Annotated in this window: 17 protein-coding genes and 1 pseudogene; 13 read left to right on the top strand and 5 right to left on the bottom strand. The window is 47.7% G+C overall.

From position 1 onward, the window contains the following. Positions 1-474, bottom strand: a complete 474-nt coding sequence (gene secB, locus VP504_RS12255) for a protein-export chaperone SecB (protein ID WP_325891425.1) — start codon at positions 472-474, stop codon at positions 1-3. A gap of 100 nt (positions 475-574) precedes the next feature. After that, the gene (locus VP504_RS12250) at positions 575-1015 is read right to left on the bottom strand and encodes a rhodanese-like domain-containing protein (RefSeq protein WP_325891424.1); all 441 of its coding nucleotides are present in this window, start codon (positions 1013-1015) and stop codon (positions 575-577) included. 448 nt (positions 1016-1463) lie between these two features. On the opposite strand from VP504_RS12250, the gene gpmM reads away from it, so the two are divergent. From gpmM to VP504_RS12235, 3 genes are all read left to right on the top strand, one after another. After that, on the top strand, positions 1464-3002 hold the full coding sequence (gpmM, locus tag VP504_RS12245) for a 2,3-bisphosphoglycerate-independent phosphoglycerate mutase (protein ID WP_325891423.1): 1539 nt from the start codon (positions 1464-1466) through the stop codon (positions 3000-3002). A 189-nt stretch (positions 3003-3191) separates the two neighbouring features. After that, a complete protein-coding gene (locus VP504_RS12240; RefSeq protein ID WP_325894040.1) occupies positions 3192-4355 on the top strand; it encodes a peptidoglycan DD-metalloendopeptidase family protein in 1164 nt (387 codons plus the stop codon). Positions 4356-4373: 18 nt separating this feature from the next. Next, entirely contained in the window at positions 4374-5090 is a 717-nt protein-coding gene (locus VP504_RS12235) for a divergent polysaccharide deacetylase family protein (RefSeq protein WP_325891422.1), read from the top strand. A gap of 45 nt (positions 5091-5135) precedes the next feature. Here the strand turns inward: VP504_RS12235 and tdh are convergent, their stop codons facing one another. The 3 genes from tdh to VP504_RS12220 all read right to left on the bottom strand — a co-directional run bounded on the left by tdh (position 5136) and on the right by VP504_RS12220 (position 8219). After that, positions 5136-6176: an L-threonine 3-dehydrogenase gene (gene tdh / locus VP504_RS12230; protein ID WP_325891421.1), complete on the bottom strand. Its 1041-nt coding sequence runs from the start codon at positions 6174-6176 to the stop codon at positions 5136-5138. A 6-nt stretch (positions 6177-6182) separates the two neighbouring features. Next, a complete protein-coding gene (locus VP504_RS12225; RefSeq protein WP_325891420.1) occupies positions 6183-7379 on the bottom strand; it encodes a glycine C-acetyltransferase in 1197 nt (398 codons plus the stop codon). Positions 7380-7556: 177 nt separating this feature from the next. After that, on the bottom strand, positions 7557-8219 hold the full coding sequence (locus VP504_RS12220; RefSeq protein WP_251877079.1) for a TetR/AcrR family transcriptional regulator: 663 nt from the start codon (positions 8217-8219) through the stop codon (positions 7557-7559). Between the two features lie 107 nt (positions 8220-8326). Between VP504_RS12220 and rfaD the strand changes: the two genes are divergently transcribed. The 10 genes and pseudogenes from rfaD (at position 8327) to VP504_RS12170 (ending at position 16572) form a co-directional block, all read left to right on the top strand. Beyond that, on the top strand, positions 8327-9271 hold the full coding sequence (rfaD, locus tag VP504_RS12215; protein ID WP_325891419.1) for an ADP-glyceromanno-heptose 6-epimerase: 945 nt from the start codon (positions 8327-8329) through the stop codon (positions 9269-9271). A 74-nt stretch (positions 9272-9345) separates the two neighbouring features. Beyond that, positions 9346-10287 carry a lauroyl-Kdo(2)-lipid IV(A) myristoyltransferase gene (gene lpxM, locus VP504_RS12210; RefSeq protein ID WP_325891418.1) on the top strand — a complete coding sequence of 314 codons (942 nt, stop codon included), beginning with the start codon at positions 9346-9348 and terminating at the stop codon, positions 10285-10287. Positions 10288-10315: 28 nt separating this feature from the next. After that, the gene (locus VP504_RS12205; protein ID WP_325891417.1) at positions 10316-10870 is read left to right on the top strand and encodes an acyltransferase; all 555 of its coding nucleotides are present in this window, start codon (positions 10316-10318) and stop codon (positions 10868-10870) included. Between the two features lie 2 nt (positions 10871-10872). Further along, positions 10873-11922 carry a lipopolysaccharide heptosyltransferase II gene (gene waaF, locus VP504_RS12200; protein WP_325891416.1) on the top strand — a complete coding sequence of 350 codons (1050 nt, stop codon included), beginning with the start codon at positions 10873-10875 and terminating at the stop codon, positions 11920-11922. Beyond that, positions 11919-13004 (top strand): glycosyltransferase family 9 protein, encoded by a 1086-nt coding sequence (locus VP504_RS12195; RefSeq protein ID WP_325891415.1) that lies wholly within the window; start codon positions 11919-11921, stop codon positions 13002-13004. Before waaF ends, VP504_RS12195 begins: the two co-directional genes overlap by 4 nt. Continuing rightward, positions 13001-13879: a hypothetical protein gene (locus VP504_RS12190; RefSeq protein WP_325891413.1), complete on the top strand. Its 879-nt coding sequence runs from the start codon at positions 13001-13003 to the stop codon at positions 13877-13879. Before VP504_RS12195 ends, VP504_RS12190 begins: the two co-directional genes overlap by 4 nt. 20 nt (positions 13880-13899) lie before the next feature. Next, a pseudogene (locus tag VP504_RS12185) lies at positions 13900-14879 on the top strand (glycosyltransferase family 2 protein). After that, positions 14876-15274: a GtrA family protein gene (locus VP504_RS12180; RefSeq protein ID WP_325891412.1), complete on the top strand. Its 399-nt coding sequence runs from the start codon at positions 14876-14878 to the stop codon at positions 15272-15274. The pseudogene VP504_RS12185 and the gene VP504_RS12180 overlap by 4 nt, the downstream one beginning before the upstream one ends. After that, a complete protein-coding gene (locus VP504_RS12175; protein ID WP_325891411.1) occupies positions 15271-15987 on the top strand; it encodes a hypothetical protein in 717 nt (238 codons plus the stop codon). The genes VP504_RS12180 and VP504_RS12175 overlap by 4 nt, the downstream gene beginning before the upstream one ends. A gap of 6 nt (positions 15988-15993) precedes the next feature. Continuing rightward, positions 15994-16572, top strand: a complete 579-nt coding sequence (locus VP504_RS12170) for a hypothetical protein (RefSeq protein WP_325891410.1) — start codon at positions 15994-15996, stop codon at positions 16570-16572. Positions 16573-16575: the final 3 nt, after the last annotated feature.

Here is a 16575-nt window from a genome sequence, read left to right as displayed (position 1 = left end):
TTACGCGTCAGCGCCGTCTTTTTCTTGCGCTTGTTGGCTTTGCAGGTAGTTCATGAATAGTGCGTCGAAGTTAACCGGCGCCAGGTTCAGTTGTGGGAAGGTACCTTTCACTACCAAACTAGAGATAGTTTCACGCGCATATGGGAACAGAATGTTCGGGCAGAATGCACCCAGGCAGTGCGCCAGTTGAGGGGCTTCCATACCGTCTACAGAGAAGATGCCACCTTGCTGAACTTCACACAGGAATGCGTTCTCATCGCCATTCTTCACGGTTACAGTCAGGCGCAGAATCACTTCATAAACACCTTCACCCAGCTCACGACTTTGGGTATCCAAGTCCAGGTTTACATCTGGGTTCCACTCTTGCTGAAACACTTCTGGAGAGTTAGGCGCTTCGAAAGAAACATCTTTCAGGAAGATGCGTTGAATCGCGAAGTTCTGTTGCGCTTGTGGGTTGGTTGCTGCTTCAGCCATAGTGATAAATCCTTGTTATTTAAACAAATGCTCTCACGCATTTTAAAACGATCCAAGCAGCTCACTGAGCTGCCTTCAGAATAGTGAACCTGTTGCGTGGTTACTTTTTCTTCTTGCTGCGGATCAGTGGCAGATTCGCCTCATTCCACGAAATCAGGCCATCTTTCAGAACGTTCACGTTCTCGAAACCTGCTTTTGCCAGTGCATTGGCACTTTCAGTCGCCGTTTGGCCAGTCTTACACACCAAAATAATTGGGTCAGACTTGTGTTTTTCAATCTCAGCGGCGTTGTTCGCTTTGATATCTTTCGCTAAAACGTGAAGTGCGCCCGCAATGTGACCCGCGCGGTACTCATCGCGACTACGAACATCGACAAACACACCCTTTTCACGGTTTACCAGAATGGTCGCATCGCTTGGTGTGATAATTTTATAAAGTGCGGTTTTCTGTTTGATGACTGAAAAGATCAGCGCAACAACCAGACCCACCCACACCAGGGACAAGATCAAGTTAGCTTGTACAAATTCAATAAACTGCTGCATGGCTCGCTTCTACTAAGTGTCGGCACAAAAAATCGACCCCGAGTATAACCTTCAAACTCTGCAAATACAGCATAGGCTTGGATTTCCATGCCCCTGCTCACTGACAACAGAATCAAAAAGCTTGAAATCGATCACATTCGCCTCAATGTTTATCAAATAGGGAGAATGCCAATACAGAACATATTTAGGCCGGTTGAGCTGTTTAATAACGACAAGTAAACGACTGATTTGTTTACTTACTACAAAATTTTGTTCGGCGATCTTCACAATCGAGATCCGCTCAAAAAGGTAAGACACCACCTAAAACCAGTAAAAACAAGGCCCGACATCTCCCACTACAGTTTTTGTTGAAGATTTAGCGAAAAAGTTTGCCTACTGCTTAACCAATAAAATGTAGTAAAGTTACGCTAATTCACGAATATTGAAATCGACATAAAGAGGACACCGTATGTCTGCTAAGAAGCCTTTGGCACTCGTTATTCTGGACGGATGGGGTTACCGCGAAGACAACAGCGACAATGCAGTTGCTAATGCGAATACACCTGTTCTTGATGGCTTGATGGCGGGTACCAGTACCCTGATCTCAGCATCAGGTATGGATGTTGGTTTACCAGACGGTCAAATGGGTAACTCAGAAGTGGGTCACACCAACATTGGTGCGGGCCGCATCGTTTACCAGGACCTGACTAAAATCACCAAAGCAATCCAAGATGGTGAGTTTTTCGATAACCCAGTACTGACCGGTGCTATCGACAAAGCAGCGAAAGCAGGCAAAGCGGTTCACATTATGGGTCTGATGTCTCCGGGCGGCGTTCACAGCCACGAAGACCACATTGCAGCAGCTGTTGAAATGGCGGTTCAGCGTGGTGCTGAAGAAGTATACCTACACTGCTTCCTAGACGGTCGCGATACCCCACCTCGTAGCGCTAAAGCATCACTGGAGCGTTTCGATGCCCTGTTCGCGAAACTGGGTAAAGGCCGTATCGCATCTATCGTAGGTCGTTACTACGCCATGGATCGTGACAACAACTGGGATCGCGTAGAAAAAGCTTATGACCTGATGGTTGAAGCAAAAGGCGCGTTCACTTACGGCTCTGCAGTAGAAGCGCTGGAAGCGGCTTACGCGCGTGACGAAAACGATGAATTCGTTCAAGCGTCTGAAATCCGCACTGAAGGCCAGTCTGTTGCGTCTTTCAACGACGGTGATTCAGTGATCTTCATGAACTTCCGTGCTGACCGCGCGCGTCAAATCACCCGCGCATTCATGCCTGGTTTTGACGGCTTCGCCCGTAACAAAGTTGCTGATCTGGCAGAATTCGTGATGCTGACAGAATACGCGGCAGACATCGACACCGCATGTGCTTATCCTTCAGAAAACCTGGTTAACACCCTGGGTGAGTGGCTGTCTAAGCAAGGTAAAACTCAGCTGCGTATTTCTGAAACCGAAAAATACGCACACGTCACTTTCTTCTTCAACGGTGGTGTTGAATCCGTATTCGAAGGCGAAGAGCGTGCTTTGGTTGCCTCTCCGAAAGTCGCAACATACGACCTGCAGCCAGAAATGAGCTCTGAAGAGCTGACTGACAAGCTGGTTGACGCGATCAAGAGCGGCAAGTTCGACCAAATCATCTGTAACTACCCGAACTGTGACATGGTTGGCCACACTGGCGTTTACGATGCGGCAGTGAAAGCCGTTGAAGCTATCGACCACTGCATTGGCCGTGTTGTTGAAGCGATCAAAGAAGTTGATGGTCAATTGCTGATCACTGCTGACCACGGTAACGCGGAAATGATGGTTGACCCAACAACCGGTGGTATTCACACTGCGCACACTAACCTGCCAGTACCACTGATTTATGCGGGCAGCAAAGACATCGACCTGGTCGACGGCGGTAAACTATCTGACTTGGCTCCAACTATGCTGGCACTGACCGGTGTTGAAGCGCCAGCTGACATGACCGGTAAACCACTGTTCGTTGTTAAATAATTAGCCACCATTTTCAGTGATGAAAAGCGCGCTCTTCGGAGCGCGTTTTTTTATGCAGTTCTGACAACTCACTTCCTGATTTTCTCTTAAAATAGAGGAAGTAAACTTCACCGATTTTATTCTCGAACTTGCGATGCTGAGACAGGCAGAGTAATGCCAACTCCAGATCGGATTGATATACTGCGTGCCATGAAGGGAAGAACGTTGCGCCATTTAAAATTGTTGCGCGCCAGTGCCATAAGCGCTGGCGTTTTGTTGTGCCTGCTTATCGGCACACTCTCTCACGCCAGTGACGAGCAGCTCTCTGGCATGAAAAGTGAAATCTCCCGTCAGGAACAGCAGCTCAATTCCAAATCGAAAAAACTCAACACGCTGCAATCCGATCTCAAGTCACAAGAGCAATCCATCGCCGCTATAGCAACACAGATGCGCGATGCCAATGTTGATTTAAGCGTTATCGAAAAAGATATCGCTACGCTAAACCGCGAAAGCCAACGTCTTGAACAGCTCAAGCTGGGCCAGATGGAGCTTTTGAAAGAGCTATTAAACAGCCAGTATCGACAAGGTCAACACAGCCAACTGAATTCGCTATTAAGTGGTGAAGACGCCGCAGACATGGATCGCATGACGGTATATGCAGAGAAACTCTCCAAAGCTCGTACGGATGCTATCAACGAACTCGCAGCTACCGATACCGAGTTACAGCTAAAACGCCGCGCCCTGCAACAGCAAACTGAAAAGCAGAAGACACTGATTGCATCGCTTGCCGCTGATAAAGCTAAGCTGGAGAAAGAGCAGCAGGCTCAGAAGAAAACAGCAGGCGCTATCCGCCGCGAAATCAACAGTGACAAGGGCTACCTCGCTGAGCTTCGTAACAACGAGAAGCGTCTGAAAGTAGAACTTGAACGCGCTGCTGAACAAGCCCGCATTGCCGCAGAGCAAGCTAAAGTCAAAATGGATGGTCTCGGTAAGTACAAAGGCAAGATGCAGTGGCCAGTAAAAGGGAAAATCCTGCACCGATATGGCACTGAGCAAACCGGACAACTGCGCTGGAATGGCATGGTTATCGCCGCAAAAGAAGGCAGCGAAGTCAGAGCCGCACATGATGGTACTGTGGTGCTTTCAAACTGGCTACGCGGTTATGGCTTGATGGTGGTGGTCGACCACGGCAAAGGGGACATGAGCTTCTACGGCTACAATCAGGCTTTGCTGCGCAATGTCGGTGATACCGTCAAAGCCGGTGACCCGATTGCCCTTGTCGGAAACAGTGGCGGTCAGGATGCCTCGGCGCTCTATTTCGAAATCCGGCGCAAAGGTAATGCCACCAACCCCAGCCCCTGGCTGACACGGTAAAGGCCCTGTAGGTTTCAGATGCAAAGGATTGTTGCTGTTACCACCTTACTCCTTCTCTTTCTGGCTGCGCCCGTCGCAGCCAAACCTAAAATCGCCTTTATTATCGATGACCTTGGCTACGAAATGATACCAAGGGAGATTGCCGCCCTGCCGCCGCAAATCAGTGTCTCCATCATCCCCTTCACCGAATTCGATACTGCGGTTGCACTGACTGCCCTGAGTCAACAACGCGAGGTCTTGCTTCACCTTCCAATGCAAAGCCCCGATGGCACGCCGCAAGAGCCTAACTCACTGACGCTTGCCATGAGTAAAAAGGAAATGCAGGGCTCGGTCAAAGAAGCGCTTTATCGCGTTCCGCAAGTTGTAGCTGTTAATAACCATATGGGTAGCCTGCTGACCCAACACAAGGCGCCCATGCATTGGATCATGGAGCTTCTTGAAGAGCGTAAGATTGGCTTTATCGATAGCCGCACCACGCCAAAAACCGTTGCCCAGCGGATAGCCCGCGAACATGGTCTCGCCACCAATCGCCGTCATGTGTTTCTTGACCATTTCCCTAATGAAGCTTTCATCGAAAACCAGCTCAAACTTGCCGTACAACAAGCCAAACGCCGCGGTGTTGCTGTGGTGATTGCCCACCCCTTCCCTGTAACGCTGGAAACCTTACAAGCACAACTTCCTGAGCTTCAAAAAGAAGTAGAACTGGTGCCAATCTCACTGGCACTCAGGCAATAAAAAACCCGCCGGAGCGGGTTTTAAAATTCAAGCGATAGACGATGATTACTTTGTCCAATCGAGGATAACTTTACCCGACTGCCCAGAGCACATCACGTCAAAGCCTTTCTGGAAATCATTCACACTGTAGTGGTGCGTGATGATCGGGCTTAAATCAAGACCAGACTGAATCAGGCTTGCCATCTTGTACCAGGTTTCAAACATTTCACGGCCATAGATGCCCTTAATCACTAGGCCTTTGAAAATCACCTGATTCCAGTCGATACCCATGTCTGACGGAGGAATACCCAGCAGCGCAATGCGACCACCGTGGTTCATGGTTTGAAGCATGCAGTTGAACGCAGACGGATTACCGGACATCTCAAGGCCCACATCGAAGCCTTCGCGCATGCCCAGTTCTGACATCACGTCTTCCAGTTTTTCTTCTGCCACATTCACCGCGCGGGTCACACCCATCTTGCGGGCAAGCTCCAAACGGTATTCGTTCACGTCGGTGATCACCACATGACGGGCGCCCACGTGTTTCGCAACCGCCGCCGCCATGATACCGATTGGGCCAGCACCGGTGATCAGGACATCTTCACCGACAAGGTCAAAAGACAGCGCTGTGTGAACCGCGTTACCGAATGGGTCGAAGATAGAAGCTAAATCGTCTGAAATGTCTTCAGGGATTTTGAATGCGTTGAATGCTGGGATCACCAGATACTCGGCAAACGCACCTTCACGGTTTACGCCCACACCAATGGTGTTGCGGCAAAGATGCGTGCGACCAGCACGGCAGTTACGACAGTGGCCACAGGTAATGTGACCTTCACCAGAAACGCGGTCGCCAATAGCGAAACCACGCACTTCCTGGCCGATGCCAACCACTTCGCCTACGTACTCGTGCCCCACAACCATAGGTACAGGAATGGTCTTTTGTGACCATTCATCCCAGTTGTAGATATGCACGTCGGTACCACAAATCGCGGTTTTGCTGATTTTGATCAGCAGATCGTTATGGCCCAGCTCTGGCAGCTCGGTCTCTGTCATCCAGATCCCTGGTTCTGCTTTCAGTTTTGCCAGTGCTTTCATTTTGTTCGTCATCGTTGCTTATCCAATCAGACCCATGTCTTTGCCGACTTTGATAAAGGCGTCGATTGCCTTGTCCAGTTGCTCACGGCTGTGTGCCGCTGACATTTGGGTGCGAATACGCGCCTGACCTTTCGGTACTACAGGGAAAGAGAAACCGACTACGTAGATACCTTCTGTCATCATGCGCTCTGCAAATTCGCCCGCCACTTTTGCATCACCCAGCATCACGGGAATGATGGCATGGTCAGCACCTGCCAGCGTAAAGCCCGCTTCGCTCATACGGGCACGGAAATGGTTGGCGTTGTCCCACAGCTTGTCACGCAGATCACCGCTTTCTGCCAGCAGGTCAATCACACGGATAGAAGCTGAAACAATCGCTGGTGCCAGTGAGTTCGAGAACAGGTAAGGACGTGAGCGCTGACGCAGCCAGTCAATCACTTCTTTCTTGCCTGACGTGTAGCCGCCTGACGCGCCGCCCATCGCTTTACCCAAAGTGCCGGTGATGATGTCGATACGATCAATCACGTCATGGTATTCGTGGGTACCACGACCGTTTGCGCCCATAAAGCCCACGGCATGAGAGTCATCCACCATCACCAATGCGCCGTATTTTTCTGCCAGATCGCAGATAGCAGGCAGGTTTGCGACAACACCGTCCATCGAGAACACACCGTCTGTCACGATCAGTGTGTTGCGAGCACCTTTTTCTTTCGCCGCAATCAGTTGCTGCTCCAGCTCTTCCATGTCGTTGTTGGCATAGCGGAAGCGCATCGCTTTACACAAACGCACACCGTCGATGATAGAAGCGTGGTTCAACGCATCGGAAATGATCGCATCTTCTGCACCCAGAATGGTTTCAAACAGGCCAGCGTTGGCATCGAAGCAAGAAGAGTAAAGGATGGTGTCTTCCATGCCGAGGAAGGCAGAAAGCTTTTCTTCCAATACCTTGTGCGAGTCTTGGGTGCCGCAGATAAAGCGCACAGACGCCATGCCGAAGCCATGCTCATCCATCCCTGCTTTTGCCGCTTCAATCAGCGCAGGGTGGTTAGCCAGCCCCAAGTAGTTGTTGGCACAGAAGTTCAGTACTTCGTCACCGGACGTTACTGAGATGTTCGCCTTTTGGGCTGACGTGATCACACGTTCATCTTTGTACAGGCCTTCAGCTTTTACTTCTTCAAGCTGCTGGCGGATTTGCTGGTAAAAAGCGGCAGTCATCGCTTACTCCGTCGATGGAAACAGGAACAGGTTGATATCAATATGATTATTGCACCACTGAAAGCTAAAGTGTCTAAATAACACCCAGCTTACAGTATGACATATTAGAAAGAGTGTAGATGATAGAGTTCTGGGGAAGGTCGCGTCTATTGAATTAGTACATCTTATTGTGCTCGATCACGCTGAGTCGGAAGCCGCCTTGGTGCTTTCCATCTGTTCGCGGTAGTGCCCTATCAAACCTGATACTACTGCTCTACCTTTCTCGGTCGTCATCGGTGACACCATGTTGAGGATTTGCAGCACGCCCTGATAAATCACCACTGGCGTCACTTTCGCCTGCGGTGACTGCGCACTTTGATAGAATATCCAACTCGACGCGACAAGTTTCAGCGTGCTACAGAGCGATTGCAGCGCTTCATCGTCCATATCCAGCCACCCCGTTTCACGAAAGCGGCTTAACATTGCAAAGAGATTGGCTTTCAATGCCTGCTGCGCTTCCAGGTATTTGTTCTGAAGCTCGGCATCGCGACTTAGGATATCGGGCAGATTGGCGTAGAAGAAACGATATCGCCACATCAGTTGGAAGGTGGCATCAAGGTATGCAAGCAGCCGTTGTTCGTCAGATTCTGCTGGGACTTCCGGCTGGAAACCTGTCGAAAGATCGAGCGCGTATTGATCGAAAATACTGTGTATAATCTCTTCCTTATTACGGAAGTGGTAATACAGGTTTCCCGGGCTGATCCCCAGATCGGCAGCAATATGGTTAGTGGTGACGTTTGGCTCACCCTGCTCGTTGAAGAGCGCCAGCGCTGAATGAATAATGCGATCACGGGTTTTCATGGTTAAACTGCTATCCTCAAGCCCAGAAAGGGAAATATTACCATAGCCTCACTGAATAACTGGTGGGGTCTTCTCATAATTCAGGTCAACAGAATTTAGGTAAAGATATGATTATAGTGACTGGCGGCGCCGGCATGATCGGCAGCAATCTGGTTAAAGCGCTGAACGAACAAGGTTACAACGACATTCTGGTAGTTGATAATCTGAAAGACGGCACGAAATTCGTGAATCTGGTTGACCTGGATATCGCTGATTACATGGACAAAGAAGACTTCATCGCACAAATCATGGCGGGTGACGATTTCGGTCCGATCGAAGCGGTATTCCACGAAGGTGCGTGCTCTGCAACTACTGAGTGGGACGGCAAGTACATGATGCTCAACAACTATGAGTATTCAAAAGAGTTGCTGCATTACTGTCTTGAGCGCGAAATTCCATTCCTGTACGCATCATCGGCTGCAACTTACGGCGGCCGCGACCACGACTTCATCGAAGAGCCACAATACGAGGGTGCACTGAACGTTTACGGTTATTCGAAGCAACTGTTCGATAACTATGTTCGTCGCATTTGGGCTGACGCAGAGGCACACGGAGAAACACTGTCTCAAATTACTGGTTTTCGTTACTTCAATGTATACGGCCCACGTGAGAACCACAAAGGCAGCATGGCATCTGTGGCATTCCACCTGAACAACCAAATCAAAGACGGTCAAAACCCGAAACTGTTCGAAGGCAGTGATACCTTTAAGCGTGATTTCGTTTATGTGGGTGACGTGTGCAAGATGAACATCTGGTTCTGGCAAAACAGTCAATCAGGCATCTTCAACTGTGGTACTGGCCGTGCAGAACCTTTCCGTGCGGTCGCTGAAGCCGTCATCAAGCACCATGGTCAAGGCGAAGTAGAAGAGATTCCATTCCCAGATCACCTGAAAGGCCGCTACCAGTCTTACACTCAGGCAGATCTCACCAAAGTTCGCGCAGCCGGTTATCCAGACGCGTTTAAAACCGTTGCGGAAGGTGTTGCCGAGTACATGGCGATTTTGAATAAGTAATTAGCTGAAAACGGGTGGAATAACGACGTCACCCGTTTTTTCTTCCTAAGTTCGATTTCTGTAGTTCCGACTCTATGAGCCAAGATCTGAAAAATAGCTCTTACCTACCAACCTTTGAATGGGCGTTTCTGCACCCACGCTATTGGGGTACCTGGCTGGGTATTTTCTTTGCTGCCATCATGGCCTTTGTGCCATTCAGACTTCGCGACAAATTCGCTGAGTTTCTCGCCAAACGTATGGTAAGAATGAACAACCGCGCCAAAAGGCGTGCGGTGATCAACCTTCAACAATGTTTCCCAGAGAAAACCGACGAAGAGCGTTTCACCATTCTAGAGCAAAGCTATATTAATGCGGGATGCGTTCTCTTGGGCTTCGCCACCATTATGATGCGCAGCAAGCGTTACTTGGAAAAGCGTACTTTGTTCCGCAATGAGGAAATCGTGACAGAGCTTGTTGAGAACGGCGAGAAAGTCATTCTGTTAGTACCTCATAGCTGGGCGATTGATTACCCCGCGGTTCAATTGGCTTCGCGCGGCCTACCCGTCGCAGCCATGGTGAAGAAACAAAAGAACAAAGTGGCAGACTGGTTGATGAACGTGCAGCGCCTGAAATATGGTGGTCGCACTCACGAGCGTGCAGATGGCATTAAGCCCTTTATTAAATCCGTGCGAGAGGGCTACCTTGGCTACTATCTGCCGGATGAAGATCATGGCCCGGATTACAGCGTGTTTGTGCCTTTCTTCGCCGCACAGAAAGCAACACTGTCTGGTTTAGGCAAGCTTGCGACATTGAGCCGCGCGAAAATCGTTCCACTGATGCCTGTTTATAACCGAGAAACCGGAAACTTTGAGGTGATTGTGCAACCGCCACTGGCTCCGTTCCCATCAGGTAGCGAAGAAACGGATGCGCGCATGATGAACGAACGCATTGAACAGTTTTTGGAAAACGACTCTGGCCAGTATATGTGGATTATGAATTTGCTGAGGTCTAGACCAGACGGCAGCCAGAATTACTGATCAACTCATCCACCATTCCGGAGGCAAGGTGCCAAACATCCTTTTCCGCATTCGCAACAAAGTCAAAATAAAGGCTGGGAATGAAATTGAATTAGGCCCGAGCACCCGTATTCGTCAATGTCAGATATCGATTAAAGGTTCCGGTAATAAATTAGTCATCAAAGATGGTGCTAATTTGAAAGGCGTACAAATCGAACTTGACGGTAGAAACTGCACACTGGTTATCGGTGAAAATTGCGTGATAGGCGAAGGCTGTTACCTATCAGCACGTGAAAACAACACAAGCCTTCGCATTGGCAAAGGTTGTATGTTCTCCAGGAATGTCAAAGTCATGACCAGTGATGGGCACGATATCCTTTCAGAAAACCGTCGTATCAACTACGCCAAAGATATTCAAATCGGCGATCGGGTTTGGTTGGCTGACGGCGCTGTTGTCCTAAAGGGCAGCAACATTGGGAGTGGAAGTGTTGTTGGCATCAATTCAGTAGTAACCAAATCAGTCCCGGAAAACAGCATTGCGACAGGCAATCCAGCACGAACTGTCAAAAGCGATATCATTTGGGACGAGAAACTGACTTACTAGCCATGAAAATATTAGTTATTGGCCCTTCCTGGGTCGGCGATATGGTGATGTCTCAAAGTCTATATAAAAGACTGATCGAGCAGCACCCAAATGCAAAAATAGACGTACTTGCCCCGGCTTGGTGTAAACCCATTCTTGAGCGCATGCCTGAGATAAATCGAGCGATAGAGATGCCAGTGGGGCACGGTGAATTTAGTTTGATGACCCGTTGGAAACTGGGTAAATCACTGCGTTCTGAAACATACGATCACGCTTTTGTTTTACCTAATTCCGCAAAATCTGCACTAATACCACTTTTTGCCAAAGTTCCCCTGCGCACAGGCTGGAAAGGCGAAATGCGCTATGGCCTACTTAATGATTTACGCCCTGATCGCAAGGTTTTTCAGTATATGGTCGAGCGCTACGTGGCACTCGCCCACTCAAAAGCCTCCTTGCTAAATGACGTTAAGCTGAAAAGCGTTCCATACCCCTTGCTGACAGTGAAAGAATCAAACCAGGCTGCTTGTTTAGCCAAGTTTGGTATTAATCCAAATGAAAAAATTGCCGGCCTTTGCCCGGGTGCTGAGTTTGGACCAGCGAAACGCTGGCCTGATTCTCATTATGCGGATGTAGCCAAAAAACTCATCGAGGAAGGCAATCAGATATGCTTGTTTGGCGGCCCAAAAGATAGAGAAGTTGCTCAAACTATCATTGGTCAACTTCCACAAGAGACTCAAAAACATTGCTTCAACTTGGCAGGGGAAACCGCTCTTGTAGATGCAGTTGATTTGCTCGCAGCATGCCACACCGTATTTTCTAACGACTCTGGTCTGATGCATGTTGCCGCTGCTGTAGGTGTAAACATTGTTGCCATCTATGGTTCTAGTTCTCCCAAGTACACACCTCCACTCTCAGATAATGTGGTCATGGTTAACACTGATATTGAATGCCGACCTTGCTTCAAGCGTGAGTGCCAATTCAACCACTTGAAATGCCTGACAGAACTTTCCCCTAACATGGTTTGGGATGCTTACCTGTCCCTAACATCGAGCGCGCAAACGGAAACATCATGAAATTCAGCGAACCTAAAATTTCATCTAAACATGCCTGCTTTGAAAAAGGGGCTTACGCCTCCAAATCAGCGAAGTACTACCTGAACAACGAGTTTGATCCAAACACGATAAAGAAAGTGGCGGTAATTCGGCACGCTGCACTGGGCGATCAGGTGATTACTCGACCATTTCTGGTGGAAGCTCGCAAATTCTTTCCCAATGCCGAAATCACTCTAGTGGCCCTTTCTACATACCAATATGGAATGCCATCTGATTTAGCAGATCGTACCGTAGTGCTGCATGGGCGAGACAAAAAGGGGCAGGTTTCATTCTCCGACAAGATGGCTAACTTTAAAGAAGTTGGCGATCAAGACATCATCTTTGACCTTGCTTGCACGAACCGCTCCTATTGGGTCAACATCCTAAACAAAGCCAAGCTCAAGGTAGGCTTTCCATATAAAAGCTGGCTTCATGGAAAACTCTACAATGCTGCAGTATGGCGCTCTGATTTCAGCCCAGAGGTTGAAACTATGCTGGATATGCTGCGCCTACTTGGTCATACCCCAGCGCTTCGCTTGGACTTTGCCTATCCTGACCATCAAGAGTTGGTGAATAAAAAGACCCCGTATATCGTCTACTTCAACGGCGCGTCTCAACCAAGAAAAGTGTTGCAGAATGACCAAATGAAAACACTGTTAGAAGCCGCGATAAAGAAGCACCCGAATATTGAGCATGTTTTCCTTGAGGGTGTAAAAGACAATGAAAAGGGTGAGTATCTTTCGGACCTGTCAAAGTACAAAAACTTCAAAGTTCAACCCTGCTTGCCACTTGATGAGTTACTGGCATATTGCGCTGGTGCAACCATGGTAGTGGCCCCAGATACCGGCGTCAGGAATGTTGCCATATCGACCCACACCCCAACTGTGGGAATTTTCTATGCGACAGTTCCTTTCCGTTATACACCACGATACGAACCAATCCATTACATTGCGATGAATGCAGATGCTTCTGTACCTACCACAACGCAAATACTGGATATCATGGCATCAACTGGTTTGTTGCCAGAAGCAACTTCAACCACTGCATTAAGGAACCAGACATGATTCTTACGCTTTTAACCTTTGGCGACCGGTTAGAAAATCACTATCAGGCTTCTTTTGCCATTTTAACTTTCCTGAAAAGTGATTTGATTTCACGTGTATGTGTGGTTACCGATCGCCCTCAGTATTACGCATACTTTGATGAAAGAGTCGACATCATTGAAATCAACGATGACATCATGAATGACTGGCGCGGAGAACATGACTTCTTTTGGCGCATAAAAATGAAAGCCATTGAAGCCGCAGCGAAGAAGAATTCTGGCAAGGATTTACTCTATGTCGATTCAGATACGTTTTATGTAAAGGGTCTAGATGTCATCAAGCAAGGGCTAGATGACAACCTCTCTTTTATGCACGAAAAAGAGGGGAAGCTTGCTGGCAGCACGAGCAATACGTTCAACAAAATGTGGCGGTCGATCGCTGGACGTACCTTTGCAGGAGTCAAGATAGATGAAAGTTCCGAGATGTGGAACGCTGGTGTTATCGCCCTGAGTGGAAATCATGCTCAAGATATTATTGAACATGCTATTTCTATTTGTGATGAAATTTGCCAAACCGATTGCACTAGACGTTTGGTCGAACAGTTCGCTTTCTCGGTTGCACTTGCACATTCAACCAAGCTAACAGCTGCAGAAATGCAAATTGGTCACTATTGGGGTAACAAGGAAGCATGGAACGCAAAAATTATCGAGTTTTTCATGTATTCCAAGCTCTCCAACTCAGGAATGACAGAAGATTTGTTAAGACTTCAAGAAGTTGATTTAGAAAACTTGCCAACTGTTTATAAAGAGAAAAGTATTAAAGGCAAAGTTAATCGACTCCTCAATAAGCTGTTTCCTCCAAAAGAAGTACAATATTTCAAAGGGAAAGCAATTTAACAATCAGGGATGGTGCCAATATGGTTAGTGAAAATACTAATAAGCCAGACACGCATAACCATCCCTTAGTCTCCATCATTTGCCCATGCCACAATGAGCAAGAAGTTTTGCAAGCCTTTACTGACCAGATTTTCTCTATCATCAGTGAAACTTCATATGACTTTGAGCTTTTGTTTGTTAACGATGGAAGTACAGATAATACACTCAATGTCTTACATGAACTCGCCCATGAACACCCATCAATCAGAGTCATAAACCTATCCCGAAACTTCGGAAAGGAAGCAGCACTCACCGCGGGGCTAGAATTCGCTAAAGGCGACGCCGTTATTCCTATAGATGCTGACTTACAAGACCCACCTGAGCTTATTCTCGACTTTATCTGTGAGTGGGAGAAAGGCTTTGATGTGGTTGTTGCCAAAAGAATAGATAGGAATAGCGATTCCTGGGCAAAAAAATAACGGCAAACTTGTTCTATAAGTTTCACAGCAAAATTGCGGATGTCGAAATACCCGACAATGTGGGAGATTTCCGCCTCATATCCCGAAAAGTTGTTAATGCCATTCAGCAACTCCCAGAAAACCAAAGATTTATGAAAGGGATATTCTCTTGGGTAGGCTTCCGCACTTCTGTTATCGAATATATCCGTCAGCCTAGAGCAGCAGGAGAAAGTAGCTTTAACGGCTGGCGCCTATGGAATTTTGCTCTCGAGGGGATAACCAGTTTTAGTACTGCACCACTCAGAGTTTGGCTGTATCTTGGGGTGCTTTTTTCTTCAATAGCTTTCACCTACGGTTGCATCATTGTGTTCAAAACTATGATGTTTGGTGTTGATTTACCAGGTTATGCCTCTCTGTTAACTGCGGTGCTGTTCCTGGGAGGGATACAATTGATTGGTTTAGGCGTGATGGGAGAATACATCGGGCGCCTATATATGGAATCTAAACGCCGCCCTATCTACATCATCGATGAAGACTCTCAAAAAGACAATGAAATCAGATGATTGAAAAACTATTGTCTTACCATATCGTACGTTTTGCGCTAACAGGTGGGATTGCGACACTGACACACATTTGTGTCGCATTTGCCCTGATCCACTTTTCCTCTTCTGGAGTTTTTGTGGCCAACTTCTTTGGGTTTGCCTGTGCTTTTAGTTTGTCGTATGTGATGCAATCCCTGTATGTCTTCAAAAAAAACTTATCATTTCAAAATATAACGCGTTTTTTCATTGTTCAGTTTTCTGCGCTCTTAATCTCACAACTCATCAGTGAATTATTTTCTGGCACGAATAACTATCTTAACGTCCTGATTGTTGTGTTTCTGATCCCGCTCATTACTTATGCAATCCACCGTGCGTGGACGTACCGCGAAAACAGCATTGAAGAACAAAAACAATGAATAGCTCATATCTCATTAAATACAATATTGCTGCCAGGCTCGCTGGTCTTGCTATTGGTTTTGCATTCGCGTTGCTCTACGCCCAACACCAAATCATGACAGGTGATCAGTGGCAAATGCTACACAAAGGCTATCTGGGGGCTTATCAGGACACATGGCTAGCCTTTGGCAATGCCGCTAGCGCTGTTGGTAATGTCCCTGGTTCACTGTCTGCATGGATAGTTGGCGGCCCACTTCTGTTCTGGGATAGCCCCTGGTCTCCAATGCTTGTGCTTATTGGTCTCAGGATATTGTCCTACCTGATGTTTGACGCAGTGATCAAAGCCGTTTTCAGTCAACAGGTACGCCTTCTCTTTATGGTGGCCTATTGGCTAAACCCCTGGCTCTTGTACGACAGTCAGCTTTATAATCCGGCATACCTTTGTTTTTTTACAGCGCTGCATTTTTGGTCCGCGTTCAAGCTTCGCGATAAACCCAGTTTTACCTTCAGCTTCCTGCATGTACTGGCAATTGGCGGAGCAATGCAGCTCCACTACTCTTGGCCTGTTCTTGCTGTTATATCCTGCTGTTTACTTTATCGGAGGATGTCACACCCGAATTGGTGGGGCGTTATTACAGCGGGCTTAGTCATTCTGGCCTCCCTTATCCCCTACTTTCAGGCATATACTGCCAGTGATGAACTCAGCCGTGAAAGTGATCGTTACATTGGCTAAGGATTGGTGCATGTCTATCCTGTTCTCAAAGCGGTGCTTTATTGGCTTCGATATGCTTCCACCCTATTTTCAAACCGCATCATTACCGATACCTCGTTTGACTGGCTAACAACGGTCAGCTGGCTTCAATTAGTTTTTCAGTATCTTTGGCAGATTATTTTGTATGCCGTTGGCGCAATGACTGTCTTGATCGCAGCTAAAGCCAACTGGCGGGCATGGAAGTCCATCAAACCCTACCTGAAAAGAAACGTCCAAATTGATGGGCTACAGCAATGGTTATTGCTTTATGCTGCAGCCACTGTGCTGGCTATCATCATCAATGCGATGCTATCACCGATCACTTTCTCGTATTGGCACCTGATACTCACCTTCCCTATAGCGTTAATTCCGATTCTAGTCGCCGCTGAAAAGTGGTGTGTCGACATGCCTGATCGCTTTTCCAGAGGTTTAATTGGGCTGGCTGCTATTTTCATTGTTGTGAATCTTGTTGCCGCATGCGACAGCGAAAAGTACACCCACAAAGTCGATTATGCCGAACAGGTCGAAGTGCTTCTCACCCAGGAAGGTTTAACAAGACAACGATAGTTT

This window comes from Grimontia sp. NTOU-MAR1, assembly GCF_035758505.1.
GTDB classification, from domain to species: Bacteria; Pseudomonadota; Gammaproteobacteria; order Enterobacterales; family Vibrionaceae; genus Enterovibrio; species Enterovibrio marinus.
Note: the sequence above shows the minus strand (reverse complement) of the source record. Positions and strands in the feature narration are given on the sequence as shown.

Excerpts from the sequence above, each read along its gene's own strand:
- secB (WP_325891425.1), bottom strand. The coding sequence starts at position 474 with ATGGCTGAAGCAGCAACCAACCCACAAGCGCAACAGAACTTCGCGATT.
- VP504_RS12250 (WP_325891424.1), bottom strand. The coding sequence starts at position 1,015 with ATGCAGCAGTTTATTGAATTTGTACAAGCTAACTTGATCTTGTCCCTG.
- gpmM (WP_325891423.1), top strand. The coding sequence starts at position 1,464 with ATGTCTGCTAAGAAGCCTTTGGCACTCGTTATTCTGGACGGATGGGGT.
- VP504_RS12240 (WP_325894040.1), top strand. The coding sequence starts at position 3,192 with ATGAAGGGAAGAACGTTGCGCCATTTAAAATTGTTGCGCGCCAGTGCC.
- VP504_RS12235 (WP_325891422.1), top strand. The coding sequence starts at position 4,374 with ATGCAAAGGATTGTTGCTGTTACCACCTTACTCCTTCTCTTTCTGGCT.
- tdh (WP_325891421.1), bottom strand. The coding sequence starts at position 6,176 with ATGACGAACAAAATGAAAGCACTGGCAAAACTGAAAGCAGAACCAGGG.
- VP504_RS12225 (WP_325891420.1), bottom strand. The coding sequence starts at position 7,379 with ATGACTGCCGCTTTTTACCAGCAAATCCGCCAGCAGCTTGAAGAAGTA.
- VP504_RS12220 (WP_251877079.1), bottom strand. The coding sequence starts at position 8,219 with ATGAAAACCCGTGATCGCATTATTCATTCAGCGCTGGCGCTCTTCAAC.
- rfaD (WP_325891419.1), top strand. The coding sequence starts at position 8,327 with ATGATTATAGTGACTGGCGGCGCCGGCATGATCGGCAGCAATCTGGTT.
- lpxM (WP_325891418.1), top strand. The coding sequence starts at position 9,346 with ATGAGCCAAGATCTGAAAAATAGCTCTTACCTACCAACCTTTGAATGG.
- waaF (WP_325891416.1), top strand. The coding sequence starts at position 10,873 with ATGAAAATATTAGTTATTGGCCCTTCCTGGGTCGGCGATATGGTGATG.
- VP504_RS12195 (WP_325891415.1), top strand. The coding sequence starts at position 11,919 with ATGAAATTCAGCGAACCTAAAATTTCATCTAAACATGCCTGCTTTGAA.
- VP504_RS12190 (WP_325891413.1), top strand. The coding sequence starts at position 13,001 with ATGATTCTTACGCTTTTAACCTTTGGCGACCGGTTAGAAAATCACTAT.
- VP504_RS12180 (WP_325891412.1), top strand. The coding sequence starts at position 14,876 with ATGATTGAAAAACTATTGTCTTACCATATCGTACGTTTTGCGCTAACA.
- VP504_RS12175 (WP_325891411.1), top strand. The coding sequence starts at position 15,271 with ATGAATAGCTCATATCTCATTAAATACAATATTGCTGCCAGGCTCGCT.